Annotated in this window: 10 protein-coding genes; 3 read left to right on the top strand and 7 right to left on the bottom strand. The window is 73.5% G+C overall.

Annotated elements, in window-relative coordinates; all coding sequences use genetic code 11:
* Positions 1-48: 48 nt before the first annotated feature.
* The 4 genes from BLT82_RS04765 to BLT82_RS04750 all read right to left on the bottom strand — a co-directional run bounded on the left by BLT82_RS04765 (position 49) and on the right by BLT82_RS04750 (position 9460).
* Complete coding sequence (locus BLT82_RS04765; RefSeq protein ID WP_093652695.1) at positions 49-1470, bottom strand: dipeptidase; 1422 nt, start codon at positions 1468-1470, stop codon at positions 49-51.
* Between the two features lie 10 nt (positions 1471-1480).
* Positions 1481-5218: a UvrD-helicase domain-containing protein gene (locus BLT82_RS04760; RefSeq protein WP_167745957.1), complete on the bottom strand. Its 3738-nt coding sequence runs from the start codon at positions 5216-5218 to the stop codon at positions 1481-1483.
* Positions 5219-5337: 119 nt separating this feature from the next.
* Entirely contained in the window at positions 5338-8853 is a 3516-nt protein-coding gene (locus BLT82_RS04755) for an ATP-dependent helicase (RefSeq protein ID WP_093652522.1), read from the bottom strand.
* A gap of 241 nt (positions 8854-9094) precedes the next feature.
* Positions 9095-9460, bottom strand: a complete 366-nt coding sequence (locus BLT82_RS04750) for an MGMT family protein (RefSeq protein WP_093652521.1) — start codon at positions 9458-9460, stop codon at positions 9095-9097.
* 206 nt (positions 9461-9666) lie between these two features.
* Here BLT82_RS04750 and BLT82_RS04745 point away from each other — a divergent pair, with 206 nt between their 5' ends.
* The 3 genes from BLT82_RS04745 (at position 9667) to BLT82_RS04735 (ending at position 16059) form a co-directional block, all read left to right on the top strand.
* Positions 9667-12534, top strand: coding sequence for a lysylphosphatidylglycerol synthase domain-containing protein (locus tag BLT82_RS04745; protein ID WP_093652520.1), 2868 nt, complete (start codon positions 9667-9669; stop codon positions 12532-12534).
* A gap of 107 nt (positions 12535-12641) precedes the next feature.
* The gene (locus tag BLT82_RS04740; protein WP_093652519.1) at positions 12642-14399 is read left to right on the top strand and encodes an alpha/beta hydrolase; all 1758 of its coding nucleotides are present in this window, start codon (positions 12642-12644) and stop codon (positions 14397-14399) included.
* A gap of 118 nt (positions 14400-14517) precedes the next feature.
* On the top strand, positions 14518-16059 hold the full coding sequence (locus BLT82_RS04735; protein WP_208867703.1) for an alpha/beta hydrolase: 1542 nt from the start codon (positions 14518-14520) through the stop codon (positions 16057-16059).
* A 110-nt stretch (positions 16060-16169) separates the two neighbouring features.
* On the opposite strand, the gene moeZ is transcribed toward BLT82_RS04735, so the two are convergent.
* From moeZ to BLT82_RS04720, 3 genes are all read right to left on the bottom strand, one after another.
* Positions 16170-17348: an adenylyltransferase/sulfurtransferase MoeZ gene (moeZ, locus tag BLT82_RS04730; protein ID WP_093652518.1), complete on the bottom strand. Its 1179-nt coding sequence runs from the start codon at positions 17346-17348 to the stop codon at positions 16170-16172.
* Between the two features lie 66 nt (positions 17349-17414).
* On the bottom strand, positions 17415-18170 hold the full coding sequence (locus BLT82_RS04725) for a spherulation-specific family 4 protein (protein WP_093652517.1): 756 nt from the start codon (positions 18168-18170) through the stop codon (positions 17415-17417).
* On the bottom strand, positions 18158-19129 hold the full coding sequence (locus BLT82_RS04720) for an NAD-dependent epimerase/dehydratase family protein (protein ID WP_093652516.1): 972 nt from the start codon (positions 19127-19129) through the stop codon (positions 18158-18160). Before BLT82_RS04720 ends, BLT82_RS04725 begins: the two co-directional genes overlap by 13 nt.
* Positions 19130-19207: the final 78 nt, after the last annotated feature.

The raw sequence follows: 19207 nt of genomic DNA, 5'->3' as shown, positions 1-19207 counted from the left end.
TCCCACTCCCCCGGATTGACCGGTTCTCTGCGGATGACCGGTTGTCTGTCAGTGAAGGGCGCCGGCCAGGTCGCCCCACAGGTACGCGGCGGTTTCGACGCCCTTCAGCAGCAGGTCCAGCTCGATCTTCTCGTTGGGCGCGTGCCAGCCGTCCGACGGCACGGAGACACCCAGGAAGAGCACGGGCGCACCGAGCACGTCCTGGAGGTCGGCGGCGGGCCCCGACCCTCCCTCACGCGTGAAGCGGATCTTCTGCCCGTCGAAGGCACGGCTCATCGACCCGGCGAGCGCCTGCAGGGCGGGGTGGTCCAGCGGCGTGAGGCAGGGCCGGGTCGCCGCGCCGAAGGTGATCTCGTGGCGGATGCCCGCGGGGATCCGGGCGGCGACCCAGTCGCGGACCGCTTCCTCGATCCGGTCCGGGTCCTGGCCCGCGACCAGCCGGAAGGAGAGCTTCAGCAGGGCGGAGGACGGGATGATCGTCTTCCCTCCGGGCCCCTGGTAGCCACCGCCGATGCCGTTGACCTCGGCGGTCGGGCGGGTCCAGATGCGCTCCAGAGTGGTGTGGCCGGCCTCGCCGAGCGTCCCGTACGACCTGGCCGTGCGCAGCCACTCGGACTCGTCGAACGGCAGCTCGGCGAGGAGTTCGCGCTCGGTCGCCGTCAGCTCGCGGACACCGTCGTAGAAGCCGGGGACGGCGACCCGCTCGTCGTCGTCGTGGAGCGCCGCGACGATCCGGGCGGCGACGGTGGCGGGGTTGGGCACGGCGCCGCCGAAGGAACCGGAGTGGATGTCCTGGTCCGGTCCGTACAGCGCGATCTCGCAGTCGGCGAGCCCGCGCATGCCGGTGCACACGGTGGGGGTCGTCTCCGACCACATGCCGGTGTCGGAGACGATCACGGCGTCGGCGGCGAGCCGGTCCCGGCGCTGCTCGACCAGGGCGCGGAAGTGCGGCGAGCCGGACTCCTCCTCGCCCTCGACGAGGAGCTTGAGATTGACGGCCGGGCTCGTGCGGCCGGTGGCGGCGAGGTGGGCGCGCACACCGAGAGTGTGGAAGAACACCTGGCCCTTGTCGTCGGCGGCGCCGCGGGCGTACATCCGGCCGCCCCTGACGACCGGTTCGAACGGGTCGGTGTCCCAGCCGTCCTCGCGGGCGGCGGGCTGCACGTCGTGGTGCCCGTAGACGAGCACCGTGGGGGCGTCCGGGTCGGCGGACGGCCACTCGGCGAAGACCGCCGGTGCTCCCTGTGCCGCGCCCGGCGCGGACGGCTGGACCTCCCAGACCTCGGCGGTCGGGAAGCCGGTCTCCGTGAGCTTCGCCGCCAGCCACTCCGCACTGCGCCGTACGTCCTTGTCGTGCTCCGGCTGCGCGGAGACGGACGGGATGCGAAGCCACTCCGCGAGGTCGCCGAGGAAGGCGTCGCGGTGCTCCGCTATGTACGTACGGACGGCGTTGTCCGGGGTGTCGCTCATGGCCTCGAGCCTATCCGGCGCCGGGAGCGGCCTCGCCGACCGCCCGGTCGGGGAGGGGCCGGGGTCCGGTGCCGGCGGGCGGAGGACCGGCGGGCGGAGGACCGGCGGGCGAGAGGTCACCCTGCATGAGGATCCGCTCGAGGCCGGCCCTGCCGGGCAGCCCGCCGGGGCGGACGACCTCTCCGGTGCGGACGTAGACGAACGCCGCGGCGACCGACTCCGGCGGGAGGCCGTGCTGCTCGGCCCAGGCCAGACGGTAGACGGCGAGCTGGAGCGGATCGGCGTCGCGGCCGCGGCTGGTCTTCCAGTCCACGATCTCGAACGCCCCCGTGTCCTCGTCGCGGTAGACGGCGTCGATCCGGCCCCTGACGACCCTGCCCGCCAGGGTGACCTGGACAGGAGCCTCCAGGCGGTACGGGACACGGCGCGCGTAGGGCGTGCGCTCGAACGCCTCCTTGAGCGCGGCGAGCTCGCGCTCGTCCTCGATGCCCGCGCCGTCCGGGTCGCCGCCCGGCAGTTCGTCGGGCCCGAGCATGGGCAGCGGCAGTTCCTCGAAGCGCGACTCCACCCAGGCGTGGAAGCGGGTTCCCCGGCGGGCGGCGCGCTGGGGCGGGCGGGGCATGGGGCGTGCCAGCTCCCGCGCGAAGCCGTCGGGGTCGGCGGCGAGCCGCAGCAACTGGGACGCCGACAGCGACGCCGGCAGGGGAACCTCGCGCACGGTTTCGCGGGCACGCCGGAGCTCGCCGGTGAGCGCTTCGAGATCGCGGTCCCAGGAGGCGATGACCCGGGCGTCCTCGGGGGTGAGGGGCTCGGCGCGCTGGGCGGGCAGCCGGGGGTGAGCCGCGGAGGGGGTGGCCGGGCCGGCACCCGCCCTGCCGTTTGGACCGGGACCCGCCCCGTCGTACGGGAGGTCGTCGACCCCGGGGTCGGCGGACGCGGGGCCGCGGTGGGCGGGATCGCCGGAGGCGGGCGCGGTGTCCCCGCCGGGCACGAGGCCGGCGGGGCCGTGGTCCTCGTCGGGCCACGACTCGTCCGGCCACGGTTCGTCGTCGGGGTCCGTGAGCTCATCGGGCCAGAGGTCCTCGTCGGACGGAGCGTCGGGGAGGGAGCCGGCGGCTCCCGCCGGCGCGGCACCGTCGAAGGGGACCTCCTCACGGTCGTGGGGGCGGGGACCCGTGCCGTCGCTCACGGCTCCGGACCCGACGGGTGCCGTCACGGCGCCGTCGCCGGTCATCAGCGACAGATGGGCCAGCACCGTGTCCGCGGCCGCGCGGCGTCGCGCGGTCGCCGTGGGATCCAGCGGAAGCGGCCACGCCTGCTCCGCCGTCGCGGCGTGGAGAACCGGGTTCTCCGCGTCCTCCTCCGGCTCCTCGGCCCATGCCTCGATCTCTCCGAAGCCCGCGGCGCAGTGGTCGTACAGCGCCTCCAGGAACACGGACGGGCCGCGGCGGCGCTTCTGGGTGGGGCCCCACCAGTGCGCGGAGCCGAGGAGCAGCGAGCGGGGGCGGGTGAACGTCACGTAGCCCAGCCGGAGTTCCTCCGTGCGCTGATGCTCCTTCATCGCCTCCTTGAAGCCCTTGAGGCCCTTGGCGTCCCAGGTGGTGATGCCGGGCAGGGTGGCGGCGTCGCCGCGCAGCGCGTGGGGCAGCACCTTGGCCTGGGAGGTCCAGGACTCACGGGAACGGGTGCTGGGGAACTGGTCGGCGACCAGGCCGGGGACCGCGACGACGTCCCACTCCAGTCCCTTGGACTTGTGTGCGGTGAGCACCTTCACCGTGTTCTCGCCGCCGGGCAGCGCGTTGTCGAGGCCCTTCTCGTACTGCTCGGCCGTCCGCAGGAAACCGAGGAAGGCCAGCAGGGTCGCCTCGCCGTCGAGCGAGGCGAAGGACGCCGCGACGTCGAGGAAGCCGGCGAGGGTCTCGCGGCGGCGGGCGGCCAGTGCGTGCGGCGATGCGGAGAGTTCGACGTCCAGGCCGGTGGTGGCCAGGACGCGGTGGAGGACGTCCATCAGCGGGTCGGCCAGGGAGCGCCGCAGGTCGCGCAGTTCGGTGGCGAGGCGGGCGAAGCGGACCCGGGCCGCATCGGAGAACGGCAGCCCGTCGTCCGGCCCCGACTGTTCCAGGAAGGTGTCGAGGGCATCGGCGAGCGAGACGACCTCGGCCGGGTCGGTGCCTTCCACCGCGGCGGCGAGCCGCTGGTCGGCATCCGCCCCGTCGTCGCCGGCGCGGTGCACCAGCAGGCGGGCCCGGCGTCCGAGCAGTGCCAGGTCGCGGGCCCCGATGCGCCAGCGCGGTCCGGTGAGGAGCCGGACGAGCGCGGCGTTCGCGCCCGGGTCCTGGAGGACCTCGCAGACCGCGACCAGGTCGGCGACCTCCGGCAGGTGCAGCAGCCCGGAGAGTCCGACGACCTCCACGGGGACGTCCCGGGCGACGAGCGCGCCCTGGATCGCGGCGAAGTCGCCCGCCGTACGGCAAAGCACCGCGATCTCGCCCGGTTCCTTGCCCGTACGGACGAGATGCGCGATCGAGTCCGCGAGCCAGTCGATCTCCTCGGCGTGGGTCGGCAGCAGCGCGACCCGCACGGAGCCGTCGCGCTCCGCCCCGGGCGCGGGCCGGAGCGCCTCGACGCCTTCGTGGCGGGCGCGCAGCGGCCCGGCGAGGCCGTTCGCGAGATCGAGGAGGCGGCCGCCGCTGCGGCGGTTCTCGCTCAGGGAGAAGCGGGTGGCGGGGCGGCCGTCGGCGTAGGGGAAGTGCTCGGGGAAGTCGTCGAGGTTGGCCACGGACGCGCCGCGCCAGCCGTAGATCGCCTGGCACGGGTCGCCCACCGCGGTCACGGGATGGCCCGCGCCCTCGCCCGGCACACCGTCCGGGGCGGCGCCCCCGCCGAACAGACCGGCGAGCAGCAGGCGCTGGGCGACGGACGTGTCCTGGTACTCGTCCAGCAGGACCACCCGGAACTCGTCCCTCAGGATGCGGCCCACCTCCGGGCGGGTGAGCGCCAGCCGCGCGGACAGGGCGATCTGGTCGCCGAAGTCGAGGAGGTCCCGGGACCGCTTGGCCGCGCGGTAGCGGACGACGAGGTCGAGCAGTTCCCGGCGGGCGGCGGCCGCCTCGGGGACCTTGCGCAGGTCGGCGTTGCCGAGCTTGACCCGCTCCAGCTCGCTCAGCAGCGCGGAGTCGTGGGCCCGGAGCTCCTCGGGTGCCACGAGGTGCTCGGCGAGCTCCGCGTCGAGCGCGAGCAGATCGCTGACGAGGGAGGGGAAGGACCGGGTCAGCGCCGGGTAGGGGCCCGGGGCCTCGCGCAGCACGCGTGCGGCGAGCTGGTAGCGCGTGGCGTCGGCGAGCAGCCTGGAGGTCGGCTCCAGTCCGAGACGCAGCCCGTGGTCCGTCAGGAGCCGTCCGGCGAAGGCGTGGTACGTCGAGATGCTGGGCTCGCCCGGCGGGTCGTCCGGGTCGATCACGTCCGGGTCCGTGACCCCGGCCCGGACGAGCGCGGTGCGGACGCGCTCGGCGAGCTCACCGGCCGCCTTGTTGGTGAAGGTCAGGCCGAGGACCTGCTCGGGCGCCACCTGGCCCGTGCCCACCAGCCACACCACCCGGGCGGCCATCACCGTCGTCTTGCCGGACCCCGCCCCGGCCACGATGACCTGCGGCGCGGGCGGCGCGGTGATGCAGGCCGTCTGCTCCGGCGTGAACGGGATGCCGAGCAGCTCCTTGAGCTGCTCGGGGTCGGTGATGCGTGCGGACACCCCAGAGAGGCTAACGGCGACCGCCGACAGAGCCGGCCACCGGTGCTCCCGAGCACGTGTGCCCCGGCCGGTCGTCCGTGGTTTCCCGCGCCGCGCCGGCAGGGGCACGGAGCCCGCCGTCATTCGACGATGTGACGTCCTTCGGGCCTGGCGCTGCACGAGGAACGGAAGGAGCAGTGCTCGCACTGTGAGCCGGTACTGGGGGTGAAGCGTTCGTCGAGGACCCTGCCCGCGGCGGTGGCGAGCAGCTCGCCGACCCATTCGCCGGAGAGCGGTTCCTGGGACTGGACGCGCGGGAGGGCGTCTCCGCCCTCCTTCCTGGGGGCGGCCTGGCGCAGGTGCACGAGTTCGGCGCCACCGGGCGGGGGGCGCCGGCCGTCGAACACCTCGTCGACTGCTCCTTCGCGGACGGCGAGCTGGTAGACGGCGAGCTGGGGGTGGTGCGCGACCTCGTCCTTCGTCGGCGTCTGCTTGCCGGTCTTGAAGTCGACGACGTACGCACGGCCCTGTTCGTCCTGTTCGACGCGGTCCATGGAGCCCCGGACGCGCACCTCGTACGGGCCGGCCCCGAGGGTGACGTCGAAGTCGTGCTCGGTGGCGACGGGGGTGCGGCCCCCCCGGTCCATGACGTGCCATCGCAGGAAGCGCTCGAGCGCCGCGCGTGCGTGCTCCTTCTCCTGGAGGGACTTCCAGGGCGCGTCGAAGGCGAGGGCGTCCCACACGGAGTCGAGGCGCTCCATGAGGACGGCGAGGTCGGCCGGGGTGCGGCCGGAGGCGACCTCGTCGGCCAGGACGTGCACGACGTTGCCGAAGCCCTGGGCGGCGGTGGCCGGGGCGTCCGCCCTGACCTCGCGTCCCAGGAACCACTGGAGGGCGCAGGTGTTCGCGAGCTGGTCGAGGGCGCTGCCGGACAGGGTGACGGGGTGGTCGCGGTCGCGGAGGGGCACACCGCTGTGCGTCGGGTCCTGAAGTCCCCACCAGCGGTAGGGGTGCGCGGCGGGCACCAGCGGATGCCCCTCGTCGTCCGTGAGCGCGGCGAGCCGGGCCAGCCGTCGTGCGGCGGCGTCGCGCAGCGCGTCGGACGCCTCGGGGTCGACGGTGGTGGCCCTGAGCTCGGCCACCAGCGGGGCGACCGCGAGCGGCCGGCGTGGTCGGCCGGTGATGTCACGCGGTTCGACACCGAGTTCGGTGAGGAAGCGCGAGGGCTGGTCGCCGTCGTCGGAGGGGGCCTTGACGGCGGTGACCACGAGCCGGTCCCTGGCGCGGGTGGCGGCGACGTAGAACAGCCGGCGTTCCTCGGTGAGCAGGGCGCCGGGGGTGAGGGGCTCGGCGAGTCCGTCACGTCCGATCCGGTCGGCCTCCAGCAGGGAACCGCGGCGGCGCAGGTCCGGCCAGAGACCCTCCTGGACGCCGGCGACTACGACGAGCCCCCATTCGAGGCCCTTGGACCGGTGGGCGGTCATCAGTCGGACGGCCGCGGGGCGTTCGGGCCGGCGCGCGAGGGTGTCGGCGGCGATGTCCTGGGCCTCCAGCTCGTCCAGGAAGTTCAGGGCACCCCGGCCGCCGGTGCGCTCCTCGGCACGGGCGGCGGTCTCGAACAGCGCGCAGACGGCGTCGAGGTCGCGGTCCGCGTTGCGGCCGGCCGGGCCACCGCGGAGGGCGGTCCGCTCCAGGCGCTGCGGCCAGGGCGTACCGGTCCACAGCTCCCAGAGGGCCTCCTCGGCGGTGCCCCCGCCGTCGAGCAGTTCCCTGGCCTTGCGCAGCAGGACGCCGAGGCGCTGGGCCGCACGGGCGTAGGCGGGGTCGTGGGCGGTGAGTCGCTCGGGCTCGGCGAGGGCGCGGGCGATGAGGACGTCGGAGGGCGGCGGGACGCGGTTGCCCGCCGCCCGCTCCTCGTCGCGGAGGGCGCGGCCGAGCCGTCTGAGATCGGCGGTGTCCATGCCGCCGAGGGGCGAGGTGAGGAGGGTGGCGGCGGTGTCGGCGCCGATGGAGGGCTCCTCCCCGCGCGCGGCGCCGGAACCGGAACCGGAGTGGGAGTCCGTGCCGGCGCCGGAGCCGGGCCGTCCGGGGGCGCCTGCGCGGGCCTCGTCCCCGTCCTCCCCGACGCCACCGTCGCCGGCCTGTCCGCCGGTGTCACGGCCGGTCTCGTCGTCCTCGCCGGCGCCCTCGCCGTCCAGCCCGTCCTCGCCCGCGTCGGAGTCCCTCGGAGCGACGGGCCGCGCGGCGGTCCGCAGGGCGGTCAGCAGCGGCGCCACCGCGGCCTCGTGGCGCAGGGGGACGTCGTCGCCGTCCGTCTCGACCGGCACTCCGGCCGTGGTGAGCGCGCGCCGCGTCGCCGGGAGGCTGCGGCTGCCCGCGCGGACCAGGACCGCCATGTCGTTCCACGGCACCCCCTCCTCCAGGTGTGCACGCCGCAGGATGTCGGCGACGTTGTCGAGTTCCGTGGAGGCGGTCGGGTACGTGTACACCTCGACACGGCCGCCGGAGCGTGCGGCGGTCAGCTCTCGGTGGGCGCGGACCTTGTCCGAGGGCAGCCGGGTCAGTGGCATCCGCTGGGTGAGCAGGCGGGTCGCGGACAACAGGGTGGCCCCGGAGCGGCGGGAGGTCCTCAGGACCGCGACGGGGGCCGGGCGGCCGTCGCGGCGGCGGAAGGCCGCGGGGAACTCGAGGATGCCGTTCACGTCCGCGCCCCGGAAGGCGTAGATGGACTGGTCGGGGTCACCGAACGCGACCAGGGTGCGCCCGTCCCCAGCCAGCGCCCGCAGCAGACGGACCTGGGCCGGGTCGGTGTCCTGGTACTCGTCGACGAAGACGGCGTCGTACCGCTGTGCGATGTGCCCGCCCGTTCCCGGCCGCTCGGCGAGGAGCGAGGCCCGGTGGACGAGTTCCGCGTAGTCGAGGACGCCCTGCAGGTCCAGGACGTCCAGGTACTCGGCGAGGAAGGCCGCGGCGGCGCCCCAGTCGGGCCGTCCCGTGCGCCGGGCGAAGTCCGCGAGCGCGTCAGGGCCGAGGCCGAGCTCCCGGCTGCGGGCGAGCACCGCGCGCACCTCGTCGGCGAAGCCGCGGGTGGTCAGACAGGCCCGCAGCTCGGCAGGCCAACGCGCCCCTGCCCTTCCCTCCCGCTCCAGGTCGAGCTGTCCGGCGAGCAGATCGCGGACGGCCACGTCCTGCTCGGGACCCGACAGCAGGCGCAGCGGTTCGGCGAACAGGTCCGCGTCCTGGTGGGCCCGTACCACCGCGTAGCAGTAGGAGTGGAAGGTGGTGGCCTGCGGCGCCCGTGCGCCGCCGAGCCGCACGGCCATCCGGTCGCGCAGTTCGACCGCCGCCTTGCGGCTGAAGGTGAGCACCAGCAGCCGCTCGGGGTCGGCTCCCCGCTCGATCCGGGAGGCGACGGCCTCGACGAGGGTCGTCGTCTTTCCCGTGCCCGGCCCCGCGAGCACGAGCAGCGGCCCGTGACGGTGGTCAACCACCGCGCGCTGTGAGGCGTCCAGGAGAGGGGGATCCACCGGGCCCGGCGAGGTACGCACCAGTCGGTACGCGCCCGGGGTCCGCCCCTTGCGCCCTTGCGGGCCCGGGGGGAACCCCTGCCGTACCCGACGGTGCGGTGTACGCCCGGTGGAGGAGGAGGAACTCACGTGGATCGCCGGTCCTGGTGGGTGTGCTGACGGTGGTGACGACGGGCCCGGTGCGGGAGCACGGGCGGGGCGGACGGGCCTGGGGGCCGGTGGAGGAGGTGGCCGCTGGCGCGGGCGCCGGCGGCGGCGGGGAAGACGCTACGCCCGCCGGCGCCCCGGCGCAGACGTACCGCTCGGGACCGCCGCCGACAGCGGCGGCGGGCTCCGGACGTCCCATCGCACCGCCGGATGGCGGAAGCTGTCAGATGTGAGCCCCTCCGCCCGCCCCGTCCGCGGCGCCGTCCCAGCGGGCCCGCCGCATGTCCAGACGCGGCACGTGGCCCTCGGCGCCCGGCGGCGCCTGCCGCAGCGGGGTGCCCTCGGTGCGGTAGTGCTGCAGTGCCCTCGGTTCGTGACCGGACAGCAGGGTGCCGTCGGAGCGCACGACACGCCACCAGGGCACGGAGCCTCCGTAGAGCGCCATCACCCGGCCGACCTGGCGCGGTCCGCCCTCGCCCAGCCATTCGGCGACGTCGCCGTACGTCATGACCCGGCCGGGCGGGATGTGCTCGGCGACCTCGAGCACCCGCTCCGCGTACTCCGGCAGTTCCGGCACCTCATCGCTCATCCGGCCCATCTTGCCCCATGCCACCGACAGCGGGCCTGGAGCACTGCACATCGCATATATCAAGACAAAGACGGGCAAGTGGCACAGCAAGCACCTTCGCGTCGCACCCTGATGCCACCCTCTGTCGGTTCGCCATGCCACCATCGTCCGGGCGGTGACTGGTGATACGAGATCAAGAAGAGACCGACACGACGAAGGAGCTGGGCGTGCAGCCTCCCGCGGCGGCGAGCACCTCCGGCTCCGAGTCGCGCTCCGAAACCGCCGGACCGCACCAGGCCCCCGCCCAGGGCCCCGCACCGGACCGGGACCGGAAGACCGCACCGGCACACCCGTCCACGAGCCCCTCGCCGGCCTCCCCGGCCGACGACGCCGGTGAGCACACCCGGCCCGCAGCGCCCGCGCGCCCTTCCGCCGAGTCCGGGCGCCGGGCCGCGGAGCCCGAGCGGCGCCGCCCGGACGGCGGCTGCGGCGACGCGGACGACGTGGCCCACATCGACCGCCTCTCCGGTGACGAGCCGCTGCTGCCCGCGCGCGTCCATCGGCCCTCCGACCTGACGCGGCTGCTCGCGGGCATCCTGGCGGTCGCCGTCGTCCTGGGCCTCGCCGCCTTCGCCCACGGCACGACCACCGGCCTCGAATCGGACATCTCCAAGGGCACCGGCCAGGCGCCCGACCTGCTGGTGAAGCTCGCCGGACTGATGTCGAGCATCGCCGTGCTCCTCGTCCCCGTGGCCTTCGCGATCGAGCGGCTGATCAAACGGGACGGACTGCGCATCGCCGACGGCGTGCTCGCGGCGGTCCTCGCGCACGGTGTGACGCTCGCCACGGACCTCTGGGTCGCCAAGGGCGCACCGGGCCAGATCCAGGACGCGCTGACCCAGCCCGCCTCGGGCGGTGGGCTCACCGACCCGGTCCACGGCTATCTCGCGCCCGTGATCGCCTATATGACGGCGGTGGGCATGGCCCGGAGGCCGCGCTGGCGCGTCGCGCTCTGGGGCGTGCTGCTGCTCGACGCCTTCGCGATGCTCGTCGCCGGCTACACGACACCGTTCTCGATCATCCTGACCGTGCTGATCGGCTGGACCGTCGCGTACGGCACGCTCTACGCGGTCGGATCCCCGAACGTGCGGCCGACCGGCCAGACGCTGCTGGCCGGACTGCGGCACGTGGGCTTCCACCCGGTCACGGCCATGCGCGCGGAGGACGTATCGGACTCGGCCGACCAGGGAGACCGGGGGCGTCGGTACCTCGTCACCCTGGAGGACGGCCCTCCGCTCGACGTCACCGTCGTCGACCGCGAGCAGCAGGCACACGGCTACTTCTACCGGGTCTGGCGCCGGCTGACGCTGCGGAGCATCACCACCCGGCGGTCCACCCAGTCGCTGCGGCAGGCGCTGGAACAGGAAGCACTGCTCGCCTACGCCGCCATCGCCGCCGGGGCCGACGCGCCCAAGCTGATCGCCACCTCCGAGCTGGGCCCCGATGCCGTGATGCTCGTCTACGAGCACCTCGGCGGCCGCTCCCTCGACTCCATGCCGGACGAGGAGATCACCGACGAGGTGGTCCACGGGGCGTTCAGGCAGGTGCGTGCGCTGCAGTCGCGCCGTATCGCGCACCGCAGGCTCACCGGCGACGCGATCGTGGTGGATCGTTCCGGCAGGGTGGTGCTGACCGATCTGCGCGGCGGCGAGATCGCGGCGGGCGATGTGGTGCTGCGCATGGACATCGCCCAACTGCTGACCACGGTGGGTCTGCGGGTGGGAGCCCAGCGCGCGGTCGCCGCCGCCGTAGAGGTACTGGGCTCCGACACGGTCGCGGCCTGTCTGCCCCTGCTGCAGTCGATCGCGCTCAGCCGCTCCACCCGGGCGACGCTGCGGCGGCTCGCCCGGGAGCGTGCGCAGCGCGAGCGGGAGGCGGTGCTCGCGGCGGCGGAGTCGGCGCGGCAGGCCAGGGCGGAGCAGGACACCGGCGCGGCCGAGGACGACAGGAAGTCCGCCCGCAAGTCGCTGCGTGCCGAGAAGCAGGCCGAGAAGCGGGCCATGGACGAGGCGCTCGACGAGGCGCGCGAGGAGGACCTGCTCGCGCAGATCCGCCACCAGGTGCTGCTGATCCGGCCGCAGGCGCCGGTGGAACCGGCCCGGCTGGAGCGGATCAGGCCGCGCACGCTGGTGAGTCTGATCGCCGGGGCCATCGCCGCCTACTTCCTGCTCTCACAGCTCACGCGGACCGATCTCAGCGTGGTGAGCCAGGCCGACTGGGGCTGGGTCGCCGCCGCGGTCCTGTTCTCGGCGCTGAGCTATGTGGCGGCGGCGATGAGCCTGCTGGGCTTCGTGCCGGAGCGGGTGCCGTTCCTGCGGACCGTCGTCGCGCAGGTCGCGGGCTCGTTCGTGAAGATCGTCGCCCCTGCCGCCGTCGGCGGTGTCGCCCTGAACACGCGCTTCCTCCAGCGTTCCGGGGTCCGCCCCGGGCTCGCGGTGGCGAGCGTGGGCGCCTCGCAGCTCTTCGGTCTCGGCGCCCACATCCTGCTGCTGCTGGCCTTCGGCTATCTGACCGGCACGGAGAAGACGTCGTCCTTCACACCGTCGAGGACGGTCATCGCGGGCCTGCTGACCGTGGCCGTACTGGTGCTGGTGGTGACCGCGATCCCGTTTCTGCGGAAGTTCGTGGCGACGCGGCTGCGGTCCCTGTTCGCCGGGGTCGTGCCGCGCATGCTGGACGTGCTCCAGCGACCGGGGAAGCTGCTCACGGGAATCGGCGGCATGCTGCTGCTCACCGGCTCCTTCGTGATGTGCCTGGACGCATCCATCCGGGCCTTCGGCAACGGCGACCAACAGCTGAGCTACGCCAGCATCGCCGTCGTCTTCCTGGCCGGCAACGCGCTGGGGTCCGCCGCCCCCACGCCGGGCGGCGTCGGAGCGGTGGAGGGGGCGCTGACCTTCGGCCTCATCGCCGTGGGGCTGCCCGCCGAGGTCGCGGCCCCGGCCGTGCTGCTGTACCGGCTGCTGACGCTCTGGCTGCCGGTGCTGCCGGGGTGGCTGTCCTTCAACCACCTCACCCGTAAGGGCGCCCTCTAGGGGCCCGTTGCGGAAGTAGCTCCGTCCGCCCGCAGGGCGGGGTCTCCGGCGCCCTTCACGGTCCCCGCCGACAGGCGGAGCGCCGCACGGGGCCGCAGGATGGGGGCATGCCGACCTCCCCCACCGGCCGCCACGCCGCCGGCCCCGACTCCGGCGGCGACGGACGAGACACCGACGACCCCGGCCAGCCGGAGGCGCACGGCCGGGACGGGGACACCCCGGCACCTCGTCCGGACGGCGCCGCACGGGCCGACGAGGGGCCCGGCGCGAGCCCCAGCGGGCGCCCGCACCGCCGCGGCGGTGCCGCACGGCGTGCCGGCACCCTGCTCGCCGCCGCGACCGCCACCATGCTCCTCGTCACCGCCGGCTGCTCCGACGGCGACGGCGGCGGGGGCGGGAGCGAGGAGGAGCGCGACCGGGACCTCGGCAGCCAGAACCTCGACTGGAAGCCGTGTCCGGCCCCCTCGGAGGCCGAGGGCGGCGGCACCGCACCGTCGCCGCTGCCGGGCGGCACCAAGTGGGAGTGCTCCTTCATGGAGGTCCCGCGCGACTGGGCGAAGCCCGAGGGCGAAACCATCGAGCTGGCACTCATCCGGGCCAAGGCCCGTGACCAGGCCAACCGGATCGGCTCGCTGATCTTCAACTTCGGCGGCCCCGGCGGTTCCGGGGTCAGTACCCTGCCCGCGGCGGCGCAGGACTTCGAGCGGCTGCGCGCCCGCTACGACCTGGTGAGCTTCGACCCCCGGGGCGTCGGCCGCAGCCAGCCCGTCGAGTGCCTCGACGACCCGGAGCTGGACGAGTACTACGCCCAGGACGCCACCCCGGACGACAGCGCCGAGGAGAAGACGTACAGCGACAACCTGAACAGGTACGACTCCGCCTGCGAGGAGAACTCCGGCGCGGATCTGCCCCACGTCGGCACCACCAACGCCGCCCGGGACATGGATCTGATGCGCCAGGTCCTCGGCGACGACAAGCTCCACTACTTCGGCATCTCCTACGGAACGGAACTCGGCGGCGTCTACGCCCACCTCTTCCCCAAGAACGTCGGGCGGGCGGTCTTCGACGCGGTGGTCGACCCGACGAGCACCGCGGTGGAGGGCTCGCTCGGCCAGGCCAGGGGCTTCCAGCTGGCGTTCACCAACTTCGCCGAGGACTGCGTGGCCCGCGGGGACGCCTGCCAACTGCCGGGCAGCACCCCCGAGGAGATCCAGCAGTTCGTCATCGACCTCCAGAACCGGCTGGAGAAGAAGCCGATCCCCGGCATCGGCGACCGCGAACTCACCCAGACCCAGGCCACCAACGGCATTGCCCAGGCCCTGTACTCGAAGGAGTACTGGCCGTTGCTGGAGCAGGGGCTCGACGAGGCGGACGGCGGCAACGGCGCCCTGCTCCTCGCCCTGTCGGACGCGATGAACGGCCGCAACAGGGAGGGGCAGTACAGCAATCTCCAGGCCGCCAACGCGGCCATCAACTGCGTCGACTTCAAGGAGCGGTACTCCATGGAGGAGACGAAGGCCCGGCTCCCCGAGTTCCGCGAGGCCTCGCCGATCTTCGGCGAATACCTCGGCTGGGGTCTGATGGGCTGCAACCACTGGCCGGTGCCCGGGCAGTGGGAGACGCCCGACGTCAGCGCGGCCGGGGCGGCCCCGATCGTCGTCATCGGCAACACCGGCGACCCGGCCACCCCGTACGAGGGCGCCCGGGCCATGGTCCAGGCGCTCGGCAAGGGCGTCGGGGTCGAGCTGACGTACGAGGGCGAGGGCCACGGCGCCTACAACAGCGGCAACAAGTGCGTGGCGAGCGCGGTGGACCAGTACCTGCTGAACGGGAAGGTCCCGGCCTCCGGCACCGTCTGCCGCTGACGGACGGCCGGCACCGACGGGCCGGACCACCACCACCCGGTTCCCACCGTCACTGTCAGTGACGGCGCCTAGGATGGCGCAGCAGTGAACGGACAGGGCGAATGCACGGGGGGCAGGAATGTCTTTGCGTACGAGGCCGGCCGCGGCGGCCGTGGCGCTGGCACTGGCCGGCGGGCTGCTCGCGGCCTGTGACGCCGGCGATGGCGCGGGCGGGGACGGCAAGGGCCGTCCCGCCCCCTCCGTCCCGGTGAAGCAGGGCGACGCCGCCCAGGGGCTCCCCGACGCGCTCACGAAGCAGCGTCCGCGGTGGCAACCCTGCGCGGACCAGGAGGGCTGGACCTGCGCGTCGGTGAAGGTACCGCTCGACTACGGCGCCCCGGACGGCGAGACGATCTCCGTGGCACTGATCCGCCGCCCGGCGCGCGACGAGGACGAACGCCTGGGTTCGCTCCTGTTCAACTTCGGCGGCCCCGGAGTCTCCGGCGTTGATCTGCTGCCCCGTGCGTCCGCGGAGTACGAGAAGCTCAACTCGCGCTACGACCTGGTGGGTTTCGATCCGCGCGGGGTGTCGGAGAGCTCGGGCGTGGTGTGCCGCGACGACGCGGGCACGGAGGAGGCCGCCGAGCGCGTCGACCTCACTCCCGACACGGCAGCCGAGGAGGCGGCCTACTTCGCGGACGCCAGGGACTTCGGCGAGGGCTGCGAGCGCCGCGCCGGAAAGGTCCTCCCCCATGTGGGCACGGCGAACGCCGCGCGGGACATGGATCTGGTCCGCCATGTCCTGGGCGACCGCAAGCTCAACTACTTCGGCATCTCGTACGGCACCCAGCTCGGCGGCACGTACGCCCATCTGTTCCCGGCGAACGTGGGACGGACGGTGCTGGACGCGGTGGTCGACCCGACGGCGGACGCCGTGGGGCACGCCCGCAACCAGACCACCGGCTTCCAGCGGGCCCTGGACAACTACCTGAAGAGCAGGGGCGAGGACCCGAAGCGGGGCACCGCCCGGATAGCGGCGCTGCTGGAGCGGATCGACAGGGAGCCGCTGCCGGCGGGCAACGGCCGCGAGCTGAACCAGAGCCTCGCACTCACCGGAATCGTGCTGCCCCTCTACTCGCAGACCATGTGGCCCGACCTCACCGCTGCCCTGACTGAGGCGGAGGAGCGCGGTCGCGGAGCGCGACTGCTCGCCCTGGCGGACTCCTACAACGACCGTGAGCCGGACGGCAGTTACGGCACGCAGAGCCATTCGCAGCGGGCGATATCGTGCGCGGACGCCAAGCAGCGTCCGACCCCGGCCGAGGCGAAGGCCCTCCTGCCGGAGTTCGAGCGGATATCTCCGGTGTTCGGTCCGTTCCTGGCCTGGGACACGGCGGGGTGGTGCGCGGACTGGCCGGTCCCCGGGGAGCACGAGACGCCCGAGACCAGCGCGAAGGGCGCGGGCCCGATCCTGGTCGTGGGCACGACCGGCGACCCGGCGACGCCGTACGAGGGCGCCCGGCGGATGGCGGACGAACTGGGCGAGGGGGTCGGCGTCCTGCTCACCAACAAGGGCGAGGGTCATGGCGGCTACACCCCGTCGAACGGATGCGTGACGGGGATCGTGGACGGCTACCTGCTGGACGGGAAGGTCCCGGAGGACGGCAGGACCTGCGGCTAGGTGCCCGCGCACCCGCCTGTGGCGCAGAGGAAGAGGCACCGCCCGCGGGCCCGTCCGCTCATGCGAAAGGGCCGGCCCAGCGGGCCGGCCCCTTGCTCCGGAGCGCGGGTCTAGTAGACCGGCTTGTCCGGCTCGATCTGGTTGACCCAGCCGATGACGCCTCCGCCGACGTGGACGGCGTCGGCGAAGCCGGCGGACTTGAGCACCGCGAGGACTTCCGCACTGCGGACACCTGTCTTGCAGTGCAGGACGATCTTCCTGTCCTGCGGCAGGTCCTGGAGGGCGGTGCCCATCAGGAACTCGTTCTTCGGGATCAGACGCGCGCCGGGGATCGAGACGATCTCGTACTCGTTCGGCTCGCGGACGTCGATGATGTCGATGTTCTCGCCGTCGTCGATCCACTCCTTGAGCTGCTTCGGAGTGATCGTGGAGCCGAGCGCCGCCTCCTGGGCCTCCTCGGACACGACGCCGCAGAAGGCCTCGTAGTCGATGAGCTCCGTGACGGTCGGGTTCTCGCCGCAGACCGCGCAGTTCGGGTCCTTGCGGACCTTCACCTGGCGGTACTGCATCTCCAGGGCGTCGTAGATCATCAGGCGGCCGACCAGCGGCTCGCCGATGCCGGCGAGCAGCTTGATGGCCTCGTTGACCTGGATGGAGCCGATGGACGCGCAGAGCACGCCCAGCACACCGCCCTCGGCGCAGGAGGGCACCATGCCGGGCGGCGGGGGCTCCGGGTACAGGCAGCGGTAGCAGGGGCCGTGCTCGGACCAGAACACCGAGGCCTGGCCGTCGAAGCGGTAGATCGACCCCCATACGTACGGCTTGTTGAGCAGCACGCACGCGTCGTTCACCAGGTAGCGGGTGGCGAAGTTGTCCGTGCCGTCGACGATGAGGTCGTACTGACTGAAGATGTCCATCACGTTCTCGGCCTCGAGCCGCTCTTCGTGAAGGACCACGTTGACGTACGGGTTGATGCCCTTGACGCTGTCACGCGCGGACTCGGCCTTGGAGCGGCCGATGTCCGACTGGCTGTGGATGATCTGACGCTGCAGGTTCGACTCGTCGACCTCGTCGAACTCCACGATGCCGAGCGTGCCGACACCGGCCGCCGCCAGGTACATCAGCGCAGGCGAGCCGAGGCCACCGGCGCCCACACAGAGCACCTTGGCGTTCTTCAGCCGCTTCTGCCCGTCCATCCCGACATCCGGGATGATCAGGTGGCGGGAGTACCTGCGGACCTCGTCTACGGTGAGCTCGGCAGCCGGCTCGACCAGGGGTGGCAGCGACACGGGGACTCCGTCGTTGGTGGTTGCGTCAGTACGGTTGTTCTGGCTGTAACAGTGCCACGCGCCCTCTCATTCCGAGACACCCGGTCCAATCCGCGAGACAATTTCGTCCCAGTAGCCGGGCAACGAGTCGAATGCCCCGTTCTGTCCCCTGCCCGTGTCCGAACGGTCGGTGAAGAAGATCGTTCCCGCACCCTGCCAGCGGGCGATCCTCATCGCCTCGTCCAGATGGGTCCGGGGCACCCCGTGCACGAAGTGCACGAACCGCTCCGGCGGATGGTCGGCCGTCCACTCCGCCACCTGCGACCAGCGGTAGTCGGTCCACGCGCCGGAGAAGGTGACGAGCTGATCGGCCACCTCCGCGTATCCGGGATGCGGATGCTCGCCGTGGCCCAGGACGATGTGCCCACCGTCGAGAACGGCCTCCAGCGTGGCCGTCGCACGGCGGACCTGTGGCAGGTCCGCCTGCTCGACCGGGCAGCGGTCCAGCAGGAACCCTCCGACCTTGTACCAGTCGAGGTAGCGATGGGCGTCGGAGACGATCTCGCCGAACGTTCGGGCACCGTGGGCGAGGTCGATGCGTCCGAGCACCCGGACTCCGGCGTTGGTGAGCTTGCCCGCCGCCTCCAGACAGTGCGGGTCGGGTCTGCTGCCCGGGCCGTCCGAGACATTGAGGACGGCCCAGTGCAGCGGCGTGCCCGGTCTGGTCAGCTCGGCCCATTCGACCGGGGCGACCAGAGGGTGGGCGTAGCCCGGGACACCGAAACCGAGCCGGTCGGCGCCCGTGGCGGAGAGTGCGCGGTCCGTGCTGATCAGATGCGGCATGCCGCCTCCATCCAGATGTCCGCGAGGGACTCCTCCAGGTTGATCCGCGGCCGCCAGCCCAGGCGGTCGCGGGCGGTTCGTACGTCCGCCTGCTGCCAGCTGCCGCAGCCGTCGGGGTAGGGGTAGGGCGTGGCGCCCAGCTGCTCCGGGACGGACTCGGGGCCCCGGGGGGCGCCGATGACCGGGTGCCCGGGGCGGTGGGGCGCGCCGTCCAGCTCGTGCAGTGCCCCCGCGTAGCCGGCGACCCGGGCGAGCACCGCGGCGGCATCACGCAGCCGCACCGCACGGCCGGTTCCGATGTTGACGACGCCCTGCGCGGCGGAGAGCGAGGCGGCGTGGACGGCGCGGGCCACGTCCCGCACGTCGACGAAGTCGCGCTGGACGCCGAGCCCGCTGAGCTTCAACTCGCCGTCACCGGCCTGCATGGCCCGGCGCATGGCCTCGGCCAGCCGGCCGAGCGGTGAGCCGGCCGGGGTTCCGGGCCCGACGGGCGAGAACACCCGCAGGACGACCGCGTCCAGCCCGGACCCGAGGACCAGCTCGGTCGCCGCGAGCTTGGACACGCCGTACGGCCCGCCGGGGCGCGGCACGGCGTCCTCGGGGGTGGAGGAGCCGGGCTGCGAGGGCCCGTACTCGGAGGCGCAGCCGAGCTGGACGAGCCGGGCGTCGCAGCCGCTGCGTCGCATGGCCTCGCAGACGGTGGCCACGGCCACCGTGTTGTGCCGGGTGAGGTCGCGGGCGCCCCCGCGGGTGGCACCCGCGCAGTTGATCACGACTCCCGGGTGGACGGCGTCCAGGAACCGGGTGAGCGCCCCCGGGCTGCCGCCCGCGAGGTCGAACCGTACGTCGGCATCGTCACCGCGCCCCAGCGCGGTCAGATGCACGGCCGGGTCGGCCAGCAACCGGTCGGCGACGAACCGGCCGAGGAATCCGTTTGCTCCGAGCAGCAGCACCCTCATCGCGCGGCTCCTCGCGGCCGACGGGCCGGTGCTGGGTGTTGCGGGGTCATTGTCGTCTGTCTCCTCGGGGGATCGTGC

The sequence above is a fragment of the Streptomyces wuyuanensis genome (assembly GCF_900103455.1).
GTDB classification, from domain to species: domain Bacteria; phylum Actinomycetota; class Actinomycetes; order Streptomycetales; family Streptomycetaceae; genus Streptomyces; species Streptomyces wuyuanensis.
Note: the sequence above shows the minus strand (reverse complement) of the source record. Positions and strands in the feature narration are given on the sequence as shown.

Excerpts from the sequence above, each read along its gene's own strand:
- BLT82_RS04735 (WP_208867703.1), top strand. The coding sequence starts at position 14,518 with ATGTCTTTGCGTACGAGGCCGGCCGCGGCGGCCGTGGCGCTGGCACTG.
- BLT82_RS04720 (WP_093652516.1), bottom strand. The coding sequence starts at position 19,129 with ATGAGGGTGCTGCTGCTCGGAGCAAACGGATTCCTCGGCCGGTTCGTC.
- BLT82_RS04765 (WP_093652695.1), bottom strand. The coding sequence starts at position 1,470 with ATGAGCGACACCCCGGACAACGCCGTCCGTACGTACATAGCGGAGCAC.
- BLT82_RS04740 (WP_093652519.1), top strand. The coding sequence starts at position 12,642 with ATGCCGACCTCCCCCACCGGCCGCCACGCCGCCGGCCCCGACTCCGGC.
- BLT82_RS04725 (WP_093652517.1), bottom strand. The coding sequence starts at position 18,170 with ATGCCGCATCTGATCAGCACGGACCGCGCACTCTCCGCCACGGGCGCC.
- BLT82_RS04750 (WP_093652521.1), bottom strand. The coding sequence starts at position 9,460 with ATGAGCGATGAGGTGCCGGAACTGCCGGAGTACGCGGAGCGGGTGCTC.